31 protein-coding genes are annotated in these 20,188 nt (G+C 55.3%); 30 read left to right on the plus strand and 1 reads right to left on the minus strand.

Features of this window, described 5'->3' with window-relative positions:
* Nucleotides 1-9 precede the first annotated feature (9 nt).
* The 30 genes from fusA to rplQ all read left to right on the plus strand — a co-directional run bounded on the left by fusA (nt 10) and on the right by rplQ (nt 17,188).
* Complete coding sequence (gene fusA / locus FXO11_RS03500; protein ID WP_148861595.1) at nt 10-2,115, plus strand: elongation factor G; 2,106 nt, start codon at nt 10-12, stop codon at nt 2,113-2,115.
* A gap of 34 nt (nt 2,116-2,149) precedes the next feature.
* Nucleotides 2,150-3,346 (plus strand): elongation factor Tu, encoded by a 1,197-nt coding sequence (gene tuf / locus FXO11_RS03505; RefSeq protein ID WP_148861585.1) that lies wholly within the window; start codon nt 2,150-2,152, stop codon nt 3,344-3,346.
* A gap of 186 nt (nt 3,347-3,532) precedes the next feature.
* Nucleotides 3,533-3,844 carry a 30S ribosomal protein S10 gene (gene rpsJ / locus FXO11_RS03510; protein WP_004580743.1) on the plus strand — a complete coding sequence of 104 codons (312 nt, stop codon included), beginning with the start codon at nt 3,533-3,535 and terminating at the stop codon, nt 3,842-3,844.
* Between the two features lie 75 nt (nt 3,845-3,919).
* Nucleotides 3,920-4,558, plus strand: coding sequence for a 50S ribosomal protein L3 (gene rplC, locus FXO11_RS03515; protein ID WP_148861596.1), 639 nt, complete (start codon nt 3,920-3,922; stop codon nt 4,556-4,558).
* 11 nt (nt 4,559-4,569) lie between these two features.
* Nucleotides 4,570-5,175, plus strand: coding sequence for a 50S ribosomal protein L4 (gene rplD / locus FXO11_RS03520; RefSeq protein ID WP_148861597.1), 606 nt, complete (start codon nt 4,570-4,572; stop codon nt 5,173-5,175).
* Nucleotides 5,172-5,465 carry a 50S ribosomal protein L23 gene (gene rplW / locus FXO11_RS03525; RefSeq protein WP_148861598.1) on the plus strand — a complete coding sequence of 98 codons (294 nt, stop codon included), beginning with the start codon at nt 5,172-5,174 and terminating at the stop codon, nt 5,463-5,465. The genes rplD and rplW overlap by 4 nt, the downstream gene beginning before the upstream one ends.
* 17 nt (nt 5,466-5,482) lie before the next feature.
* A complete protein-coding gene (gene rplB / locus FXO11_RS03530) occupies nt 5,483-6,310 on the plus strand; it encodes a 50S ribosomal protein L2 (protein WP_148861599.1) in 828 nt (275 codons plus the stop codon).
* 23 nt (nt 6,311-6,333) lie between these two features.
* Nucleotides 6,334-6,609, plus strand: a complete 276-nt coding sequence (rpsS, locus tag FXO11_RS03535; RefSeq protein ID WP_111498309.1) for a 30S ribosomal protein S19 — start codon at nt 6,334-6,336, stop codon at nt 6,607-6,609.
* A gap of 16 nt (nt 6,610-6,625) precedes the next feature.
* Nucleotides 6,626-6,958: a 50S ribosomal protein L22 gene (rplV, locus tag FXO11_RS03540; protein WP_123634103.1), complete on the plus strand. Its 333-nt coding sequence runs from the start codon at nt 6,626-6,628 to the stop codon at nt 6,956-6,958.
* An 11-nt stretch (nt 6,959-6,969) separates the two neighbouring features.
* Nucleotides 6,970-7,653, plus strand: a complete 684-nt coding sequence (gene rpsC / locus FXO11_RS03545) for a 30S ribosomal protein S3 (RefSeq protein ID WP_148861600.1) — start codon at nt 6,970-6,972, stop codon at nt 7,651-7,653.
* A 12-nt stretch (nt 7,654-7,665) separates the two neighbouring features.
* Nucleotides 7,666-8,079: a 50S ribosomal protein L16 gene (gene rplP, locus FXO11_RS03550; protein ID WP_148861601.1), complete on the plus strand. Its 414-nt coding sequence runs from the start codon at nt 7,666-7,668 to the stop codon at nt 8,077-8,079.
* Nucleotides 8,079-8,270, plus strand: coding sequence for a 50S ribosomal protein L29 (gene rpmC, locus FXO11_RS03555; protein ID WP_148864775.1), 192 nt, complete (start codon nt 8,079-8,081; stop codon nt 8,268-8,270). The genes rplP and rpmC overlap by 1 nt, the downstream gene beginning before the upstream one ends.
* Before the next feature lies 1 nt (nt 8,271).
* Complete coding sequence (rpsQ, locus tag FXO11_RS03560; RefSeq protein WP_148861602.1) at nt 8,272-8,538, plus strand: 30S ribosomal protein S17; 267 nt, start codon at nt 8,272-8,274, stop codon at nt 8,536-8,538.
* Between the two features lie 58 nt (nt 8,539-8,596).
* A complete protein-coding gene (rplN, locus tag FXO11_RS03565; protein WP_004580754.1) occupies nt 8,597-8,965 on the plus strand; it encodes a 50S ribosomal protein L14 in 369 nt (122 codons plus the stop codon).
* 16 nt (nt 8,966-8,981) lie between these two features.
* Nucleotides 8,982-9,302: a 50S ribosomal protein L24 gene (gene rplX, locus FXO11_RS03570; protein ID WP_148861603.1), complete on the plus strand. Its 321-nt coding sequence runs from the start codon at nt 8,982-8,984 to the stop codon at nt 9,300-9,302.
* Between the two features lie 15 nt (nt 9,303-9,317).
* Nucleotides 9,318-9,857, plus strand: a complete 540-nt coding sequence (rplE, locus tag FXO11_RS03575; protein WP_148861604.1) for a 50S ribosomal protein L5 — start codon at nt 9,318-9,320, stop codon at nt 9,855-9,857.
* Between the two features lie 12 nt (nt 9,858-9,869).
* Nucleotides 9,870-10,175 (plus strand): 30S ribosomal protein S14, encoded by a 306-nt coding sequence (gene rpsN, locus FXO11_RS03580; RefSeq protein ID WP_148861605.1) that lies wholly within the window; start codon nt 9,870-9,872, stop codon nt 10,173-10,175.
* Between the two features lie 79 nt (nt 10,176-10,254).
* Nucleotides 10,255-10,647 carry a 30S ribosomal protein S8 gene (gene rpsH / locus FXO11_RS03585; protein ID WP_148861606.1) on the plus strand — a complete coding sequence of 131 codons (393 nt, stop codon included), beginning with the start codon at nt 10,255-10,257 and terminating at the stop codon, nt 10,645-10,647.
* 9 nt (nt 10,648-10,656) lie between these two features.
* Entirely contained in the window at nt 10,657-11,190 is a 534-nt protein-coding gene (gene rplF / locus FXO11_RS03590) for a 50S ribosomal protein L6 (protein WP_148861607.1), read from the plus strand.
* A gap of 9 nt (nt 11,191-11,199) precedes the next feature.
* Nucleotides 11,200-11,547, plus strand: a complete 348-nt coding sequence (rplR, locus tag FXO11_RS03595) for a 50S ribosomal protein L18 (protein ID WP_148861608.1) — start codon at nt 11,200-11,202, stop codon at nt 11,545-11,547.
* 12 nt (nt 11,548-11,559) lie between these two features.
* The gene (gene rpsE, locus FXO11_RS03600; protein WP_148861609.1) at nt 11,560-12,060 is read left to right on the plus strand and encodes a 30S ribosomal protein S5; all 501 of its coding nucleotides are present in this window, start codon (nt 11,560-11,562) and stop codon (nt 12,058-12,060) included.
* A 4-nt stretch (nt 12,061-12,064) separates the two neighbouring features.
* Complete coding sequence (gene rpmD / locus FXO11_RS03605; RefSeq protein ID WP_148861610.1) at nt 12,065-12,250, plus strand: 50S ribosomal protein L30; 186 nt, start codon at nt 12,065-12,067, stop codon at nt 12,248-12,250.
* 1 nt (nt 12,251) lies between these two features.
* Entirely contained in the window at nt 12,252-12,686 is a 435-nt protein-coding gene (rplO, locus tag FXO11_RS03610) for a 50S ribosomal protein L15 (RefSeq protein ID WP_148861611.1), read from the plus strand.
* Between the two features lie 17 nt (nt 12,687-12,703).
* The gene (gene secY / locus FXO11_RS03615; protein WP_148861612.1) at nt 12,704-14,023 is read left to right on the plus strand and encodes a preprotein translocase subunit SecY; all 1,320 of its coding nucleotides are present in this window, start codon (nt 12,704-12,706) and stop codon (nt 14,021-14,023) included.
* Nucleotides 14,024-14,057: 34 nt separating this feature from the next.
* Complete coding sequence (rpmJ, locus tag FXO11_RS03620; RefSeq protein WP_004580765.1) at nt 14,058-14,171, plus strand: 50S ribosomal protein L36; 114 nt, start codon at nt 14,058-14,060, stop codon at nt 14,169-14,171.
* A 140-nt stretch (nt 14,172-14,311) separates the two neighbouring features.
* Nucleotides 14,312-14,668, plus strand: a complete 357-nt coding sequence (gene rpsM, locus FXO11_RS03625; protein WP_148861613.1) for a 30S ribosomal protein S13 — start codon at nt 14,312-14,314, stop codon at nt 14,666-14,668.
* Between the two features lie 13 nt (nt 14,669-14,681).
* A complete protein-coding gene (rpsK, locus tag FXO11_RS03630; protein ID WP_004580767.1) occupies nt 14,682-15,071 on the plus strand; it encodes a 30S ribosomal protein S11 in 390 nt (129 codons plus the stop codon).
* A gap of 18 nt (nt 15,072-15,089) precedes the next feature.
* Entirely contained in the window at nt 15,090-15,710 is a 621-nt protein-coding gene (rpsD, locus tag FXO11_RS03635) for a 30S ribosomal protein S4 (protein WP_148861614.1), read from the plus strand.
* A gap of 37 nt (nt 15,711-15,747) precedes the next feature.
* Nucleotides 15,748-16,752 (plus strand): DNA-directed RNA polymerase subunit alpha, encoded by a 1,005-nt coding sequence (locus FXO11_RS03640; RefSeq protein ID WP_148861615.1) that lies wholly within the window; start codon nt 15,748-15,750, stop codon nt 16,750-16,752.
* Between the two features lie 37 nt (nt 16,753-16,789).
* Complete coding sequence (gene rplQ, locus FXO11_RS03645) at nt 16,790-17,188, plus strand: 50S ribosomal protein L17 (RefSeq protein WP_148861616.1); 399 nt, start codon at nt 16,790-16,792, stop codon at nt 17,186-17,188.
* A gap of 115 nt (nt 17,189-17,303) precedes the next feature.
* On the opposite strand, the gene uvrA is transcribed toward rplQ, so the two are convergent.
* Nucleotides 17,304-20,171 (minus strand): excinuclease ABC subunit UvrA, encoded by a 2,868-nt coding sequence (gene uvrA / locus FXO11_RS03650; protein WP_148861617.1) that lies wholly within the window; start codon nt 20,169-20,171, stop codon nt 17,304-17,306.
* Between the last annotated feature and the right edge of the window lie 17 nt (nt 20,172-20,188).

Below are 20,188 nucleotides of genomic sequence, written 5' to 3' on the forward strand. Positions count from 1 at the left end.
GTTTTTACTGTGGCACGCAAGACCCCAATTAAGCGTTATCGCAACATCGGGATTTGTGCGCACGTTGATGCGGGCAAAACCACGACAACCGAGCGTGTTCTGTTCTATACGGGCATTTCGCACAAGATCGGTGAAGTGCACGATGGTGCGGCGACCATGGACTGGATGGAACAGGAGCAGGAGCGTGGTATCACTATCACCTCTGCGGCCACCACCTGTTTCTGGAGTGGCATGGATAAGCAGTACGACGAGCATCGTGTCAACATTATCGACACACCGGGACACGTTGACTTTACCATTGAGGTAGAGCGTTCCCTGCGTGTTCTGGATGGTGCTGTTGTTGTTTTCTGTGGTTCTTCCGGTGTGGAGCCGCAGTCCGAGACGGTGTGGCGTCAGGCCAACAAATACGAAGTTCCGCGCATGGTGTTCGTCAACAAGATGGACCGTGCCGGCGCGAACTTCCTGCGTGTTGTCGATCAGATTAAAAGCCGTCTGGGTGCTACCGCGGTGCCTATTCAGTTGCCGATCGGTGCCGAGGACGAGTTCAAGGGCATTGTCGACCTGATTCGTAACAAGGCAATTTACTGGAACGAAGAAGATTCCGGTGCGACTTACGATCAGACCGATGTGCCTGCTGAAATGGCCGATGAAGTGGCCATTTATCGCGAGCAGATGGTTGAAGCTGCGGCTGAGGCCAATGAAGAGTTGATGGAGAAGTACCTGGAAGAGGGTGAGCTCTCTATCGAAGATATCAAGAAAGGTCTTCGTCTGCGTACCATCGCCAACGAGATCGTTGTGGCTACCTGTGGTTCTGCGTTCAAGAACAAAGGCGTTCAGGCGGTTCTGGACTCTGTTATCGAATTCCTGCCGGCGCCCGACGAAGTTAAGGCGATCCGGGGCGAAGTCGATGACGAGGGAACTGAAGAGACGCGTCCGGTTGATGATGAGGCGCCTTTTGCTGCGCTGGCATTCAAGATCGCAACCGACCCGTTTGTGGGTACGCTGACATTCTTCCGGGTGTATTCTGGCAAGTTGGAATCCGGTCAGGCGGTTTACAATTCCGTCAAGCAGAAGAAAGAGCGTGTCGGTCGTATGGTGCAGATGCACTCCAAGGACCGTCAAGAGATCAAAGAAGTGCTGGCCGGCGATATCGCTGCCGCGATCGGTCTGAAGAGTGTAACCACGGGTGATACCCTTTGTGCGGAGAACGCAAAAATCGTTCTTGAGCGCATGGAGTTCCCGGAGCCGGTTATCTCTGTTGCTGTTGAGCCGAAGTCTAAGGCGGATCAGGAAAAGATGGGTGTCGCGCTGGGCAAGCTGGCCCAGGAAGACCCTTCTTTCCGTGTTCGTACCGACGAAGAATCCGGTCAGACCATTATTTCTGGCATGGGTGAGCTTCACCTGGACATCATCGTTGACCGTATGCGTCGCGAGTTCAAGGTTGAGGCGAACATCGGTAAGCCCCAAGTGGCCTACCGTGAATGCATCCGTAAGGCGGTAGATGTCGAAGGCAAGTTCGTTCGTCAGTCAGGTGGTCGCGGTCAGTATGGCCACGTTCATGTGAAGTTCGAGCCGATGCCGCTGGATGACGAGGATGCCGAAAACTTTGTCTTCGTGAATCAAATCGTGGGTGGTGCCGTTCCCAAGGAATACATCCCGGCGGTTGCACAGGGCATCGAGGAACAAATGCAGAACGGTATCATCGCTGGGTATCCGCTGCTGGGTATCAAAGCAACGCTGCATGATGGTTCCTACCACGATGTTGACTCGAACGAGATGGCGTTCAAGATTGCCGGTTCTATGGCCCTGAAAAAGGCCGCAGAGCAGGCGAGTCCGGCGCTGCTCGAGCCGATGATGAGGGTCGAAGTCGTCACCCCTGAGGATTACATGGGTGACGTTGTTGGTGACCTGAACCGTCGTCGTGGTCTCGTTCAGGGTATGGAAGATGGCCCCTCGGGCAAGATCATCCGTGCTGAGGTTCCGTTGTCGGAGATGTTCGGTTACGCCACCGATCTGCGTTCTGCAACGCAGGGTCGTGCGTCCTATGCAATGGAGTTCTCGCGTTATGCAGAAGCTCCCTCGAACATTGCCGAAGCGATCATTAAAAAGGGTTGATACCCGGACTTAAGAAACAGGAAGAGGTGTAACCGTGTCTAAAGCTAAATTTGAGCGTAACAAACCGCACGTAAACGTGGGCACGATTGGCCACGTTGACCACGGCAAGACCACGCTGACCGCGGCGCTGACCCGTGTGTGTCATGAAGTATGGGGAAGCGGTGAGTCGCGTGCGTTCGACCAGATCGATAACGCCCCGGAAGAGCGTGCACGTGGTATTACCATCGCGACCTCTCACGTGGAGTACGATTCTCCGACGCGTCACTACGCGCACGTTGATTGCCCGGGTCACGCTGACTACGTGAAGAACATGATTACCGGTGCGGCGCAGATGGACGGCGCGATTCTGGTGTGTTCTGCAGCTGACGGCCCGATGCCGCAGACGCGTGAGCACATCCTGCTGTCCCGTCAGGTTGGCGTTCCGTTCATCGTTGTGTTCCTGAACAAGGCGGACATGGTCGATGACGAAGAGCTGCTGGAACTGGTTGAGATGGAAGTGCGTGACCTGCTGAGCCAGTACGACTTCCCGGGTGACGATACTCCGATCATCACCGGTTCAGCGCTGATGGCGCTGGAAGGCAAGGATGATAACGAGATGGGCACTACCGCTGTTAAGAAGCTGGTAGAAGCTCTGGACGATTACATCCCTGAGCCTGAGCGCGCGATCGATCAGCCGTTCCTGATGCCGATCGAGGACGTTTTCTCGATCTCTGGTCGTGGTACGGTTGTGACCGGTCGTGTTGAGCGCGGCATCATCAAGGTGGGTGAGGAAATCGAGATTGTCGGTATCAAGGATACCGTCAAGACCACCTGTACCGGTGTTGAGATGTTCCGTAAGCTGCTGGACGAAGGTCGTGCGGGTGAGAACGTTGGTGTTCTTCTGCGTGGTACCAAGCGTGACGACGTTGAGCGTGGTCAGGTTCTGTGTAAGCCGGGCACCATCAAGCCGCACACCAAGTTCGAGTCAGAAGTTTACGTTCTGAGCAAGGAAGAAGGTGGTCGTCACACGCCTTTCTTCAAGGGCTACCGTCCGCAGTTCTACTTCCGTACCACGGATGTCACGGGTGCGTGTGAGCTGCCGGAAGGTGTAGAGATGGTTATGCCTGGCGATAACGTCAAGCTGGTAACCACTCTGATTGCTCCGATTGCCATGGAAGAAGGTCTGCGTTTCGCGATTCGCGAAGGCGGCCGTACCGTTGGCGCAGGTGTTGTTTCCAAGATCATCGAATAATCGATTGATCCCTGGAAAAAGGGGCTGCCGCGTGCAGCCCCTTTTTCTATGAAAGGCGATAGTTGCCTGCCCCGGGAAAAGTTCGTGTCCGCACCTGCTTGACAGGGTTGTGCGTTATGCATACAATGCGGCTCCTTTTTTTAAGGTCGGCTAACAGTAGCTGCTACGAGTGGAGTTTGGTGCAACATGCAAAGCCAAAAGATCAGAATCCGGTTGAAGGCGTTTGATTATCGCCTGATCGACCAGTCCACGCAGGAGATCGTCGATACCGCCAAGCGGACCGGCGCTCAGGTACGTGGCCCAATTCCTCTGCCGACGCGCAAGGAAAAGTACACCGTATTGATCTCTCCCCACGTCAACAAAGACGCGCGTGATCAGTATGAAATTCGTACGCATAAGCGTCTGCTCGACATTGTTGAGCCGACGGAAAAGACAGTAGATGCATTGATGAAGCTTGATCTGGCTGCAGGTGTAGACGTTCAGATCAGCCTCGGCTAACGCGCAAAGCGTTGGTTTGTGTAACTGTCGTAAGGCCATAGAGGGTGAGAGCCCCGTACACTTAAGAGGTGAAACATGGCGATTGGTGTTGTCGGTCGTAAGGCCGGTATGACCCGTATTTTTACGGATGACGGGCGTGCAGTGCCCGTGACTGTGATCGAGGTTGAAGCCAACCGGATCACTCAACTCAAAACACTCGAAAGCGATGGCTACCGTGCAGTACAGGTGACTGTTGGTAAGCGTCGTGCTTCCCGTGTAACCAAGAGTGAGTCAGGCCATTTTGCTAAGGCTGGCGTTGAAGCTGGTCGTGGCATGTGGGAATTCCGTCTTGGTGAAGGTGAAGGTGAAGAGTTTCAAGCCGGCGGCGAAATCGTCGCATCCATCTTTGAGGCTGGTCAGTTTGTAGATGCAACTGCGACCTCCAAAGGTAAAGGCTTTGCAGGCACCGTGAAGCGTTGGAACTTTTCAATGCAGGATGCCACGCACGGTAACTCCCTGTCTCATCGCGCTCCGGGTTCAATCGGTCAGAACCAAACTCCGGGTAAAGTTTTCAAAGGCAAAAAGATGGCAGGCCAAATGGGTAATGAGCAGGTCACTGTTCAGAACCTGGAAGTGGTCCGCGTCGATGCTGAGCGCAACCTGCTGCTCGTCAAGGGTGCCGTTCCCGGCGCTACTGGCGGCAACGTTGTCATCAAGCCTGCAGTCAAAGCCTGAGGAGCGATGCGATGGAACTGAAAATTACTGGTAGTGGCGAAGGCGTATCCGTTTCCGACGCTACGTTTGCTAAAGATTTCAACGAGTCGCTGGTCCATCAGGTCGTTACGGCTTACATGGCTGGCGCTCGCCAGGGCACGCGTGCTCAAAAGACTCGCTCCGAAGTTAGCGGTGGTGGCAAAAAGCCATGGCGTCAGAAAGGTACTGGCCGTGCTCGTGCCGGTACGATTCGTAGCCCGATCTGGCGTACCGGTGGGGTGACCTTTGCGGCCAAACCGCAGGATCACTCGCAGAAGGTCAACCGTAAGATGTACCGCGCGGCGATGCGTTCGATCCTTTCCGAGTTGGTGCGTCAGGAGCGTTTGGTTGTCGTCGATGACGTGACTGTCGATTCCCCGAAGACTAAGGCGTTCAGCGCCAAGTTGAAGGATCTGGGCGTCTCCAATGCGTTGATCCTGGCAGACAGCGTTGAGCAGAACCTGCACCTGGCATCTCGCAATATCCCTCATGTCGACGTGCGCGATGTTGCGGGTCTGGATCCGGTCAGTCTGGTTGCGTTTGAAAACGTCGTGGTTACCGTGCCGGCTCTGAAGAAGATTGAGGAGATGCTGGGATGAATCAGGAACGTATCTATCAGGTCCTGTTAGGGCCGCATGTTTCCGAGAAGGCCTCCTTGGTCGCAGAGAGCAATCAGGTGGTGTTTCGAGTCGCCGCTGACGCGACGAAGCCGGAGGTTAAACGCGCTGTTGAGCAACTGTTCAACGTCAAAGTCGAAGGTGTTCAGATCCTGAACCGTAAAGGGAAATTGAAGCGCACGGTTCGTGGCTTCGGTAAGCGCGATGATCTTCGCAAAGCTTACGTTCGCCTTGCGGAAGGTCAGGAAATCGACTTTGTGGATGTGGAATAAGGTAAAGGGGTCGTAAAATGCCGATCGTCAAAACCAAGCCAACATCGCCCGGCCGCCGTCACGTTGTAAAGACTTACAATCCTGACCTGCACAAAGGCAAGCCTTTCGAGCCGTTGGTAGAAGCTCTGACCCGTACCGGTGGTCGTAACCACTTCGGACGGATCACAACGCGTCACATCGGTGGTGGCCACAAGCGTCACTACCGCATGATTGACTTCAAGCGGACCAAAGATGGTATCCCGGCCGTAGTAGAACGCCTGGAATACGATCCGAACCGTTCTGCACACATCGCGCTGTTGAAGTATGCCGATGGCGAGCGTCGCTATATTGTCGCTCCCAAAGGTGTCTCCGCCGGTGATGAAGTGCGCTCCGGTATCGACGCGCCGATTAAAGTGGGCAGTACCCTTCCGCTCCGGAATATTCCGGTCGGCTCGGTCGTCCACTGCGTCGAACTCAAGCCTGGAAAGGGTGCTCAGCTGGCTCGCAGCGCGGGCGCATCCGTACAGCTGGTTGCTCGTGAAGGCGCGTATGCAACACTGCGTCTTCGTTCAGGTGAAATGCGTAAGGTGCTTGTGGAATGTCGCGCAACGTTGGGTGAAGTCTCCAACAGCGAGCACAGCCTCAAGCAGCTTGGTAAAGCGGGTGCATCACGTTGGCGCGGCAAACGCCCAACAGTACGTGGTGTTGCTATGAACCCAGTTGACCACCCGCATGGTGGTGGTGAAGGGCGTACCTCTGGCGGACGTCACCCTGTTACTCCTTGGGGTGTTCCGACCAAAGGGCATAAGACTCGTAAGAACAAACGTACTGACCGAATGATAGTACGTCGTCGTTCAGCCAAGTAAACGACTACATAGAGGTATTTGCTGTGCCACGTTCTTTGAAGAAAGGTCCTTTTATTGACCTGCATCTGTTGAAGAAGGTTGAGGCAGCTCTGGAAGCTAACGACAAGCGGCCAATCAAAACCTGGTCCCGCCGGTCGACAGTCTTCCCGGAGATGGTAGGCCTGACCATTGCAATCCATAACGGCAAGCAACATGTGCCGGTCCATGTCACTGAAGACATGGTGGGTCACAAGCTGGGTGAGTTCGCTGCTACGCGTACTTACCGCGGTCATGCTGCCGACAAGAAAGCTAAACGCTGATTGAGGGTATAGAGAAATGGAAGTAGCGGCTAAGTACAAAGGCGCTCGCCTCTCTGCTCAGAAAGCGCGTCTTGTCGCAGATCAGGTCCGCGGCAAGGCAGTAGAGGAAGCCCTGAATATTCTGACTTTCAGCCCAAAAAAGGCGGCGGTAGTTATCAAGAAAGCCTTGGAATCTGCCATTGCCAACGCTGAGCATAACGAAGGTCTAGACGTTGACGAGTTGCGGGTGGCCACCATCATGGTGGACGAAGGTCCGACGCTCAAGCGAATCAAGGCTCGAGCTAAGGGGCGCGCTGACCGCATTTTCAAGCGCACCTGTCATATCACCGTCAAGGTCGCCGACAAGTAGGAGATGCTCAGATGGGTCATAAAGTAAATCCAACCGGTATTCGGCTGGGTGTGATTAAAGAGCACAACTCAGTCTGGTATGCCGAGAAGCAGGAATATGCGAACAATCTACTGAATGATCTTCAGGTTCGTAACTTCCTCGAAAAGCGTCTGGTGAAGGCGTCTGTAAGCAAGATTGTGATCGAGCGCCCGGCTCAGAATGCCCGCATCACCATCCATACCGCCCGCCCCGGCATCGTTATCGGGAAGAAGGGTGAGGATGTTGACCGTCTGCGTCGCGAAGTTAGCGACATGATGGGTGTGCCTGTTCACATCAACATCGAAGAGGTCCGTAAGCCGGATCTGGATGCCAAACTGGTTGCCCAAAACGTGGCAGGTCAGTTGGAGCGTCGTGTTATGTTCCGTCGCGCTATGAAGCGCGCGGTTCAGAACGCGATGCGCCAGGGCGCAAAGGGTATTAAGATCCAGGTCGGCGGCCGTCTGGGCGGCGCGGAAATCGCGCGCTCCGAGTGGTATCGCGAAGGTCGTGTACCTCTGCACACACTGCGTGCGGATATCGACTACGCAACATATGAAGCGCATACCACATACGGTGTTATCGGCGTCAAGGTATGGATCTTCAAGGGCGAGATTCTTGGCGGCATGGAGCAGGTCCGTGCTGAGAAGGATGCCTCTCGCAAGAAAGGTTCTAAGTAAAGGGGCACTCGTATGCTGCAGCCAAAACGCACCAAATTTCGCAAGGTAATGAAAGGCCGTAATACCGGTCTGGCGCACCGCGGTAACAAGGTGAGCTTCGGTGAATACGGATTGAAGGCGACGAGCCGTGGGCGTATAACTGCGCGCCAGATTGAGGCGGCACGACGCACAATGACTCGTCGAATCAAACGGGGCGGTAAGATCTGGATTCGGATCTTCCCGGATAAGCCGATCACCGGCAAACCGCTTGAAGTACGTATGGGTAAAGGTAAGGGTTCTGTCGAGTACTGGGTAGCCGAGATTCAGCCCGGCAAGATGCTGTACGAGATGGAAGGCGTTCCTGAGGAAGTCGCGCGTGAAGCATTCACCTTGGCTGCTGCGAAGCTGCCGGTGGCGACAACCTTCGTTACGAGGACGGTGATGTGATGAAAGCAACAGAGCTGCGTGAAAAGTCAGTCGAGGAGCTGAATAAAGAGCTGATCGACCTCCTGAAGGAGCAGTTCAACCTGCGCATGCGTAAGGCGACAGGTCAGCTGAATCAGTCTCACCTCCTCAGCAACGTTAAGCGCGATATCGCTCGTGTGAAAACAGTGATGAATGAAAAGGCAGGACAGTGACATGACTGAAGCTACTAAGACTGCCAGAACCCTGAGCGGCAAGGTCGTGAGCAACAAGATGGAGAAATCCATTGTGGTTCTGGTTGAGCGCCAGGTTAAGCATCCGCTTTACGGCAAGTACGTTAAGCGCTCAACCAAAATTCACGCCCATGACGAGAGCAATCAGTGCAACATCGGCGACACGGTTCGGATCGAGGAAACTCGCCCGGTCTCGAAAACCAAGAGCTGGGCTCTGGTTGATGTCGTCGAACGCGCTTCGAAGGTGTAACTCGCCCGGACGGTGAGTCTTGTCGTAACGGCAAAGTGGTTTCTGCTGGAGAACAACCATGATTCAGACTCAAACAATGCTTGAGGTCGCGGACAACAGTGGTGCCCGTCGTGTGATGTGCATCAAGGTCCTGGGCGGTTCACACCGGCGTTACGCCAGCGTGGGAGATATCATCAAGGTGACCGTAAAGGAAGCCATTCCCCGCGGGAAAGTGCGCAAGGGCCAAGTCCTCAAGGCTGTCGTAGTGCGTACCGCCAAGGGCGTTCGTCGCCCGGACGGTTCGTTGATTCGCTTCGACGGCAATGCGGCTGTACTTCTGAACAACCAGGACGCGCCTATCGGTACCCGGATCTTTGGCCCGGTGACCCGTGAGCTGCGTAGCGAAAAGTTCATGAAGATCATTTCACTGGCACCCGAAGTACTGTAAGGACTAGAGGCCGGTTATGAAGAAAATCAAACGAGATGACGAAGTTATCGTCACCACGGGAAAAGATAAGGGTAAGCGCGGCAAGATCCTGAAAGTTCAGGATGACGGCCGAGTGGTGGTTTCTGGGATCAATATGATCAAGAAGCACACCAAGCCCAACCCGATGGTCGGTACGCCGGGTGGCATCGTCGAGAAAGAAGCACCTATCCAGGCTTCCAACGTGGCTATTTTTAATCCGCAGACCGGCAAAGCCGATCGTGTTGGCTTCCAGACCAAGGAAGACGGCAGCAAAATGCGGGTTTTTAAGTCCACGAAAGAAGCAGTCGATAACCAGTAATTGGTGGTGGTTACGATGCTTAACATGAAAGAGATGTACAAAAAGGATGTGATACCCGCGCTGCAAAACGAGTTCAGCTACAAGAACCCGATGCAGGTGCCGCGTATCGAGAAGATCACCCTGAACATGGGTGTCGGCGAAGCGGTTGGTGACAAGAAGCTTATTGAGAATGCGGTTGCAGATCTTGAGCGTTTGTCCGGTCAGAAGCCGGTTGTTACCAAGGCGCGTAAATCCGTTGCGGGCTTCAAGATCCGTGAAGGCTGGCCGATCGGATGTAAAGTCACATTGCGCGGTGAGCGTATGTGGGACTTCTTCGATCGCCTCGTTCACATCGCGATTCCTCGTGTGCGCGACTTCCGTGGCCTGAACCCGAAGTCTTTTGATGGCCGTGGTAACTACAGCATGGGTGTGCGTGAGCAAATCATCTTCCCGGAAATCGAGTACGACAAAGTCGACAAGATTCGCGGGCTGGATATCACCATCACCACCTCTGCAGCTACCGACGATGAAGGCCGTGAACTGCTGAAAGCCTTTGGCTTTCCGTTCAAGAAATAAGGAACGAGCGTTATGGCTAAGGTATCGATGAAAAACCGCGAGCTGAAGCGTCAGCAAACCGTCGAGAAGTACGCGACGAAGCGCGCTGAGCTCAAGGCGATTATCAAGAATCCGAATACCAGCGACGAAGACCGTTGGGATGCGCAGATCAAGCTGCAGCAGCTCCCACGTGACGCGAGTCCGTCACGTCTTCGTAACCGCTGCCAGCTGACCGGTCGCCCCCACGGCGTTCTGCGTAAATTCCAGCTTTCGCGTATTAAATTGCGTGAAGCCGGTATGCGTGGTGACGTTCCGGGATTGACCAAGTCGAGCTGGTAACAGGTAGGCACTTCGGTGTCTGTTGGTAAGCGGTGCGGCAAGCCGCTGCACAACTAAAAAGATCAGGAGCCTCATACCAATGAGTATGCAAGATACGCTTGCGGATATGATTACTCGCATCCGCAATGCACAGATGGCATCCAAAGCAGACGTTACGATGCCGTCTTCGAAAATGAAGGCCTCCGTAGCCCAGGTCCTGAAGGACGAAGGTTATGTGCAGGACTTCTCCGTCTCAGCTGATGCGAAGCCCGAGTTGACCGTTACCCTCAAGTATTTCGAGGGCCAGCCGGTTATCGAGTCCATCAAACGGGTCAGTCGTCCGAGTCTGCGCCAGTACAAAGGCGCTGGGGAACTGCCGAAAGTAGCCGGTGGTCTGGGAATCGCCATCGTGTCGACGTCCAAGGGCGTCATGACCGACCGTGCCGCGCGTCAAGCCGGTATCGGTGGCGAAGTCATCTGCACCGTATTTTAGGAGTTACACATGTCCAGGGTTGCCAATAATCCTGTCGTGCTGCCTACCGGTGTTGAGGTTAAGCTGAGCGGACAGGAAATCAACGTGAAGGGCTCCAAGGGAGCACTTCAATTCACGATCCATAACGCCGTCGAAGTAAAGCAGGAAGAAAACATTCTGCGCTTCGCCGCGCGTGATGGCGCAAAACAGTCTCGTGCACTTGCCGGTACCACCCGTGCACTGGTCAATAACATGGTGACAGGCGTTAGCACTGGCTTTGAGCGTAAGCTTCAGCTGGTGGGCGTGGGTTACCGTGCGCAGGCACAGGGTAAAAAGCTCAATCTGACTCTGGGGTTCTCTCACCCGGTTGAGTACGAGCTGCCCGAAGGCGTCACGGCTGAAACACCGTCCCAGACGGAAGTCGTGATTCGGGGTATCGATAAGCAACAGGTTGGCCAGGTCGCAGCTGAAATTCGCGCCTATCGTCCGCCGGAGCCCTATAAGGGCAAAGGTGTTCGTTATGCGGATGAGCTGGTCAGACGTAAAGAAGCCAAGAAGAAATAGGGCGGGACTATGAGCGCGAATAACGAAAGATTGCGTCGCGCACGCAAAGTGCGCATGAAGATCCGTGAGCTGGGCTCCACTCGTCTCTGCGTACATCGTACGCCGCGGCATATGTACGCTCAGGTTACGACTGCAGACGGCAGTAAGGTTCTGGCTTCTGCCTCCACGCTGGACAAGGAATTGCGCCAGGGTGCGACCGGCAATGTGGAAGCTGCCAAAAAAGTCGGCAAGCTCATCGCAGAGCGTGCCAAGGCAGCCGGTGTAGAGCAGGTTGCATTCGACCGTTCCGGCTATCGCTATCATGGTCGCATTCAGGCGCTGGCCGATGCGGCACGTGAAGCTGGCTTGCAATTCTAAGAGGTGGAGAAGATGAGCGTGAACGAACAGAAAGCGCCTGAGCTCCAGGAAAAGCTGGTTCAGGTCAACCGCGTAGCGAAAGTTGTGAAGGGCGGTCGTATCTTTGCCTTCACTGCGCTGACGGTGGTTGGTGATGGCAAGGGTCGTGTAGGCTTCGGTCGTGGCAAGGCGCGTGAAGTGCCGGTTGCGATTCAAAAAGCGATGGAAGCAGCACGTAAGAACATGGTTGATGTGCCGCTGAAGGGCAATACCCTCCAGTATCCGGTCCGTGCGATGCATGGCGGTTCCAAGGTTTACATGCAACCGGCTTCCGAAGGTACTGGTATCATCGCCGGCGGCGCAATGCGTGCAGTGCTTGAAGTTGCAGGTGTTCAAAACGTCCTGTCCAAGTGTTACGGCTCGACCAATCCGGTCAATGTGGTCCGTTCCACTATCAAGGGTCTTCAGGCGATGAAAGCGCCCGAAGATGTTGCAGCCAAGCGCGGCAAGACCGTGGAAGATATTCTGGGTTGAAGTCATGGCTAACAAGACAATGAAAGTTACACTGACCCGTAGCCCTATCGGCTGTCAGCCTAAGCACAAAGAATGTGTTAAGGGTTTGGGTCTGCGTAGGATCGGTCACACCGTCGAGCTGGAAGACACTCCGTCCACGCGCGGCATGGTGAACCGTATTAATTACATGGTTCGGGTGGAGGATAACTAAGATGCGTCTTAACGAACTTAGTCCAGAACCCGGTTCACGCCCATCCGCGAAGCGGGTTGGTCGCGGTATCGGTAGCGGTCTCGGCAAAACCGGCGGCCGCGGTCACAAAGGTCTGAAGGCCCGGTCAGGCGGAAGCGTCGCTCCCGGCTTCGAGGGTGGTCAGCAGCCTTTGGCTCGCCGTCTGCCGAAGTTCGGCTTCACCTCTCGCCGTGCGCGTTACGAAGCGGAAATTCGCCTTAACGAACTGGCGAAGGTCGACGGCGACATCGCCGACCTGGCAGCCCTGAAGAAGGCCGACGTCATTCGCGAAGAAATTCGTGTGGCGAAAGTCATTCTGTCCGGTGAGCTGACCCGTCCGGTTACGGTCAAGGGTCTGAAGGTCACTAAAGGCGCGCGTGAAGCCATCACGGCTGCAGGCGGAAAAATCGAAGACTAAGGCAAGTCGGGGACATAATGGCCAAGACAGCATCAATGCCGGCGGGAGTCGGGAAAGGATTTGCAGAGCTGCGTTCGCGGCTCTGGTTCGTATTCCTGGCGCTTCTGGTGTACCGCATCGGTGCCCATATTCCGGTACCGGGTATTAATCCTGATCGCTTGGCAGCCTTGTTTGATCAGAACCAGGGGACAATCCTGGGCCTGTTTAACATGTTCTCCGGTGGTGCCCTCGAGCGGATGAGTATCTTCGCGCTGGGCATCATGCCTTACATCTCCGCCTCCATCATCATGCAATTGATGACGGCGGTGAGCCCGCACCTTGAGCAGTTGAAGAAAGAGGGCGAGGCCGGTCGTCGCAAGATCAGTCAGTACACGCGTTACGGCACGGTGCTGTTGGCTCTGGTTCAGGGCCTTGGCATTTCCGTAGGTTTGGCGTCGCAGGGCGTCACATTCAACGACAGTTTCAGCTTCCACTTCGTGGCGGTTGTCTCGTTTGTCAGCGGCGCAGTGTTCATGATGTGGCTGGGCGAGCAGATCACCGAGCGGGGCATTGGCAACGGCATCTCGCTGTTGATCTTTGCCGGTATCGTGGCGGGTTTGCCAGGTGCTATCGGTCAGACTCTTGAGCAGGCGCGTAGCGGCGAGATGAGTCTGCTGGTGGTGTTGGGCATCGCAGTGCTTGCGATAGCGGTCGTTGGCTTCGTGGTCTTCATGGAGCGCGGTCAGCGGCGATTGACGATTAATTATGCCAAGCGGCAGCAGGGGCGTCGGGTTTTCGCTCAGCAGTCCAGTCACTTGCCGTTGAAGGTTAACATGGCCGGTGTAATTCCGCCGATCTTTGCTTCATCCATTCTCTTGTTCCCGGCATCGCTGGGTCAGTGGTTTGGCCAGGGTGAAGGTATGGAGTGGTTGGGCAGTGTGTCCCAGGCGCTGGCTCCGAGCCAGCCTCTGTACATCATTCTATTTGCGGCAGCGGTTATCTTCTTTTGCTTCTTCTACACGGCATTGATGTACAATCCGCGCGAAGTTGCAGACAACCTCAAGCGTTCAGGCGCGTTCATTCCGGGTATACGCCCGGGCGAACAGACCGCAAAGTATATCGACGGTGTGCTGACGCGCTTGACGCTCTTCGGTGCCCTGTACATTACGGCGGTGTCTTTGTTCCCTCAATTCTTGATGGTGGCGGGTAATGTCCCCTTCTATCTGGGGGGAACGTCGCTGTTGATCGTGGTTGTGGTCGTGATGGATTTCATGGCACAGGTTCAGTCTCATCTGATGTCCCATCAGTATGAGTCGCTGATGAAAAAGTCCAATCTCAAGGGCTATGGTCGGGGCTGATTAGTTCAGTCCCCCGGTAACACTGGAGTCGACAATGAAAGTACGCGCTTCGGTAAAGAAAATTTGCCGTAACTGCAAAGTTATTCGTCGCAATGGCTCGGTTCGAGTTATCTGCACGGAACCTCGTCATAAGCAGCGTCAAGGCTGATATCAAAACCGATATCAAGTCTGGATCGCAAAGGGGCGGAATAATGGTGCTTGATCTTTGAACGATCAGGGGCTATTATTTCGCGCCCGTTTTGTGGCGGAAAATTCACACAGCAAAGCTTTGAACGCGGAGTAATTTGGATGGCACGTATAGCCGGTGTCAATATACCCGATAACAAACATGCTGTTATCTCACTGACTTACATCTTTGGAGTTGGTAAGACAGCAGCACAGAAGCTTTGCGATGCAGCCGGCATAAAGCCGGACGCCAAGGTCAAAGACCTTAGCGACGATCAGGTTGAATCGCTTCGTACCGAAGTGGGCAAGCTGACTGTTGAAGGTGATCTGCGTCGTGAAGTTCAGATGAACATTAAGCGTTTGAAGGATCTGGGCTGCTTCCGTGGTCTGCGTCATCGTCATGGGCTTCCCGTCCGTGGCCAGCGCACGAAGACCAACGCTCGCACCCGCAAAGGTCCTCGCAAACCGATTCGCAAGTAACAGGTAGGCAAACATGGCAAAGCCAGGTACACGTACCCGTAAAAAGGTGAAAAAGACGGTTGTCGATGGCGTCGCGCACATCCACGCGTCCTTCAACAACACGATCGTGACCATTTCTGATCGTCAGGGCAACGTCCTGTCCTGGGCCACCTCCGGTGGTTCCGGTTTTCGTGGGTCACGCAAGAGCACACCTTTTGCTGCGCAGGTAGCAGCTGAAAGAGCCGGTAACGCGGCTGCTGAATACGGCCTTAAGAACCTGGATGTAGAGGTTAAGGGTCCTGGGCCCGGACGTGAATCCGCTGTACGCGCACTGAATGGTTGTGGGTACAAGATTACCAACATCACTGATGTCACGCCGATTCCGCATAACGGCTGTCGTCCGCCCAAAAAGCGTCGCGTGTAAGACAGGAGACAGTGAAGTATGGCACGTTACATAGGTCCAAAATGTAAGCTGTCTCGTCGTGAAGGGACAGATCTTTTTCTGAAGAGCGGCGTTCGCGCACTCGACTCTAAGTGCAATCTCGAAGCTCCTCCTGGGATGCACGGTGCGCGCCGCGGTCGGTTGTCTGAATACGGCGTACAGCTCCGCGAGAAACAAAAAGTCCGTCGCATTTACGGCGTGCTTGAGAAGCAGTTCCGGAACTACTACAAGGAAGCGGCCCGAATTAAGGGTGCGACAGGTGAAAACCTGCTCCAGCTTCTGGAAGGACGTCTGGACAATGTCGTATACCGCATGGGTTTTGGTTCGACCCGTGCAGAAGCCCGTCAGCTTGTGTCTCACAAAGCCATTCTGGTGAATGATAGCGTCGTGAATGTTCCGTCCTATCAGGTCAAGCCGGGTGACGTGGTGAGTGTTCGCGAGAAATCGAAGAACCAGCTGCGCGTTAAAGGCGCTCTGGACCTCGCGGGTAATCGCGCCCCTGTGAGCTGGGTAGAGGTCGACGCCAACAAGATGTCAGGCGTTTACAGTTCGATCCCTGAGCGGACTGAACTGCCGGCCGACATCAATGAGAACCTCATCGTCGAGCTTTACTCTAAGTAAGGCCTGAGTTAGCAACGAGAGCAGATAGGGGCGTCTAATGCAGCGTTCAGTACATGAGTTATTGACACCTCGTACCATCGACGTAAAAGAATTGGGCAAGACGCACGCCAAGGTTACGCTGGAGCCCCTGGAAAGGGGCTTTGGCCACACCCTGGGTAGCGCGCTTCGCCGGATACTCTTGTCCTCCATGCCGGGCTGCGCAATCACTGAAGCACAGATCGATGGCGTGTTGCACGAGTACAGCGCGATTGAGGGTGTCCAGGAAGACGTCATCGAGATTCTGCTGAATCTCAAGGGCGTCGCCGTCAAGATGGGCAGCCGTGACGAATCTGAGCTGACCGTCAGCAAGAAAGGTCCTGGTGTTGTAACTGCGGCTGATATTCAGCTTGATCACGATGTCGAGATCACCAATCCCGAGCACGTGATCTGCCACCTGAGTGAAAAGGGTGAGCTGAATATGCGCTTGAAAATAGCGCGTGGCCGTGGCTACGAAGCTGCTGACCAGCGCGGTCTCGACGATGACGAGACCCGTGCGATTGGACGCCTTCAGCTGGACGCTACATACAGCCCGGTGCGTCGTGTTTCCTACGCCGTAGAAAACGCACGTGTCGAGCAGCGTACGGATCTGGACAAGCTGGTTATTGATCTGGAGACCAACGGTACGATCGACCCGGAAGAGGCGATTCGCCGTGCCGCGACGATTCTCCAGCAGCAATTGGCTGTGTTCGTCGATTTCGATCATGAGAAAGAGCCTGAGCGTGTTGAGGAAGAGGAAGAAGTCGATCCGATTCTGCTGCGCCCGGTCGACGATCTGGAATTGACGGTACGTTCAGCTAACTGCCTGAAAGCTGAAAACATTTACTACATCGGCGATCTAATTCAGCGCACTGAAGTCGAGCTGCTGAAGACGCCTAACCTGGGTAAGAAGTCGCTTACCGAAATCAAGGACGTCTTGGCCTCCCGAGGCCTGTCTTTGGGTATGCGACTCGACAACTGGCCGCCGGCTAGCCTTCGTGGCGATGACCGGGTTCTGGGCGGTTGATCGCCGTATTGGTAGTTTAAGGTAAGGAATCAGAGCAATGCGTCATCGTAAGAGTGGTCGTAAGTTCAGCAGGACCAGCGCGCATCGCAAGGCCATGTTCCGCAACATGACTGCGTCGCTGGTTGAGCACGAGTTGATCAAAACCACCCTGCCCAAAGCGAAAGAGCTTCGCCGTGTGGCAGAGCCTTTGATCACACTGTCTAAAAACGATTCGGTGGCCAACCGTCGTCTGGCGTTCTCGCGCCTGCGTGACGACGCGGCCGTTGCCAAGCTGTTCAACGAGCTGGGCCCGCGTTATACCGATCGTCCGGGTGGATACCTTCGCATTCTGAAGTGCGGTTTCCGTGCCGGCGACAACGCGCCTATGGCTTTTGTTGAGCTGGTTGGGCGTCCGTTGGACATCGAAGCCGAAGAAGTGGACGACGACGAAGAGTAAGCTCTTTATCGTGGTCAAAAAAAACCGGAGCTTCGCAAGCTCCGGTTTTTTTATGTCTGCCCGTTTGGCTGAAGAAAACAGCGCGGGCTCAGTCATAAGCCCGCATGCGTTCACATCAGCTTGTTTCAGCTTTCCTGTTCGGCTTTTTACCGCGGTTCTGCGCACGCTTCAGCAGGGGTTTTAGATAGCGGCCAGTATGAGACCGCTCCACTTCAGCGACCTCCTCGGGCGTACCCTCGGCAATAATCTGGCCACCGCCATTACCGCCTTCCGGTCCGAGGTCGACAATCCAGTCTGCAGTTTTTATAACGTCCAGGTTGTGCTCTATCACAATGATCGTATTGCCATGTTCGCGTAATCGTTGCAGCACGTTAAGCAATTGCTGGATGTCGTAGAAATGCAGGCCGGTGGTAGGTTCATCCAGGATGTAAAGCGTTTTGCCCGTATCCCGCTTGGATAGTTCCCGTGCAAGTTTGACCCGTTGAGCCTCACCCCCGGAAAGCGTTACTGCAGATTGACCTAGGCGTACATACGACAGTCCGACGTCCATGAGCGTCTGAAGTTTCCTTGCCAGAAAGGGCACTGAGTCGAAGAATTCGCGGGCTTCCTCGACTGTCATTTCCAGTACTTCGTGAATATTTTTATTTTTGTAGAGCACCTCCAGGGTTTCCCGGTTATAGCGCTTACCCTTGCAGACGTCGCATGGTACGTAGATATCCGGCAGGAAGTGCATCTCGACTTTGATAACGCCATCGCCCTGGCAGGCTTCGCAGCGGCCCCCCTTTACATTGAAGGAGAAGCGTCCGGGCTTGTAGCCTCGTGAGCGCGCTTCCTGCGTGCCCGCGAATAACTCACGGATCGGTGTGAAAAGACCGGTGTAAGTCGCCGGGTTGGAGCGCGGCGTGCGACCGATGGGGCTCTGATCGATGTCGATAACCTTGTCCAGGTGGTCAAGGCCCTCGAGCTTCTCGTACGGAGCATGTGTCAGTGTGGTCGCCTTGTTCAGGCGGCTGGCCGCTACGGGGTAGAGAGTGCTGTTGATCAGTGTGGACTTGCCGGAGCCGGAGACGCCCGTGATACAGGTCATGACACCCAAGGGGATCGATAGGTTCGCCGATTTGAGGTTATTGCCGCTGGCTCCCTTGAGCTTGACGAACTTACCGGTTCCCTTTTTGCGCTGTTGGGGAACAGCGATCTCCTGAGTGCCGTTGAGGTACTGTCCGGTCAGCGATTGTTCGTTGGTGATAATTGCTTCGGGCGGACCTTCTGCAATGACGCGGCCGCCATGAACGCCCGCCCCCGGACCGATGTCGATGACATGGTCCGCGGCACGAATCGCATCCTCGTCGTGCTCGACCACTATCACGGTATTGCCCAGATCCCGCAGGTGAGTGAGCGTGGCCAGCAGGCGATCGTTGTCCCGTTGATGAAGCCCGATGGACGGCTCGTCTAGAATATACATGACGCCCACCAGGCCGGCGCCGATTTGACTGGCTAACCGGATGCGCTGGGCCTCGCCACCGGACAGCGTGTCCGCACTGCGTTCGAGAGTCAGATATTCCAGCCCGACATTGACCAGGAAGTGCAGTCGTTGGCGAATTTCTTTGGTAATTTTTTCGGCGATCTCGCCGCGCTGGCCAGGCAGCTCCAGTTGCTCGAAATAGTTAAAGGCTTCCCCGACCGGGAGATGGGTGATTTCCGGCAGGTTCCGCTTATCGATAAAGACGTGGCGAGCGCTGCGGCGCAGGCGCGATCCCCCGCAGGCTTTGCAGGGCTGCTGGCTCAAGTGCTTGGAGAGCTCGTCGCGCATGCTGTGAGACTCGGTTTCCCGGTAGCGGCGTTCCAGATTCGGCAGCACGCCTTCGAAGGGATGCGCCTTTTCCATAATATGACCGCGGGAATTGACGTACTTGAAGCTGATGTCTTCGTCGCCGGACCCGTGGAGAACCACCTCACGAAAAGACTCTGGCAGATCGGCGAATGATGTGTCCATATCCACGCCATAGTGGTCGGCAACGCTATTGAGCAATTGGAAGTAATAGACCGCACGTCGATCCCAGCCGCGGATTGCGCCCTCGGCCAGGGTGGCTTCGGGATGCTGGACAATCTTGTCCTGATCGAAGAACTGTTTGACGCCGAGACCGTCACACGTTGGGCAGGCGCCAGCCGGGTTGTTGAAAGAAAACAGCCGTGGCTCGAGTTCGCTCAGGGAGTAGCCGCACTGGGTGCAGGCGTAAAGTGCCGAGAAGGTATGCTCCTCGCCATCGTTATCCATTGGGGCGACGAGTGCGATGCCGCTGGCCAGCCCCAGGGCGGTTTCGAAGCTTTCGGCCAATCGCTGTTCCAGTCCCGGCTTAACTTTGAAGCGATCCACGACCACATCGATGGTGTGCTTTTTCTTCTTATCCATGTCCGGCAGGTCGTCGATGTCATAGACTCGGCCGTCCACGCGCAAGCGGATAAAGCCCTGGGCGCGCATGTTATCGAACACCTGCAAATGCTCGCCCTTGCGGTCGCGGATAACCGGCGCCAGGATCATCAGCTTGCTGTTCTCCGGCATCGCAAGCACCTGGTCGACCATCTGGCTGACGGTCTGGGCGACCAGCGGCTGGTCGTGATCCGGACACCGTGGCTCGCCGGCCCGGGCAAACAGCAGTCGTAGGTAATCGTAGATTTCAGTAATGGTCCCGACGGTGGAGCGCGGGTTGTGAGATGTCGACTTCTGCTCGATGGAGATCGCAGGCGACAGCCCTTCGATGTGGTCCACGTCCGGCTTCTCCATCATGGAGAGAAACTGCCGGGCGTAAGTCGATAGGGATTCCACATAGCGGCGCTGCCCTTCAGCATACAGCGTGTCGAAGGCCAGAGAGGATTTGCCGGAACCGGATAGGCCGGTGATAACGATCAGCTTATCCCGGGGGATCTCGATATCGATGTTTTTCAGGTTGTGGGTGCGTGCGCCTTTGATCTGGATGGAATCCATGACACTCCTCGAGCAGG

Source organism: Marinobacter fonticola, from assembly GCF_008122265.1.
Lineage (GTDB): Bacteria > Pseudomonadota > Gammaproteobacteria > Pseudomonadales > Oleiphilaceae > Marinobacter_A > Marinobacter_A fonticola.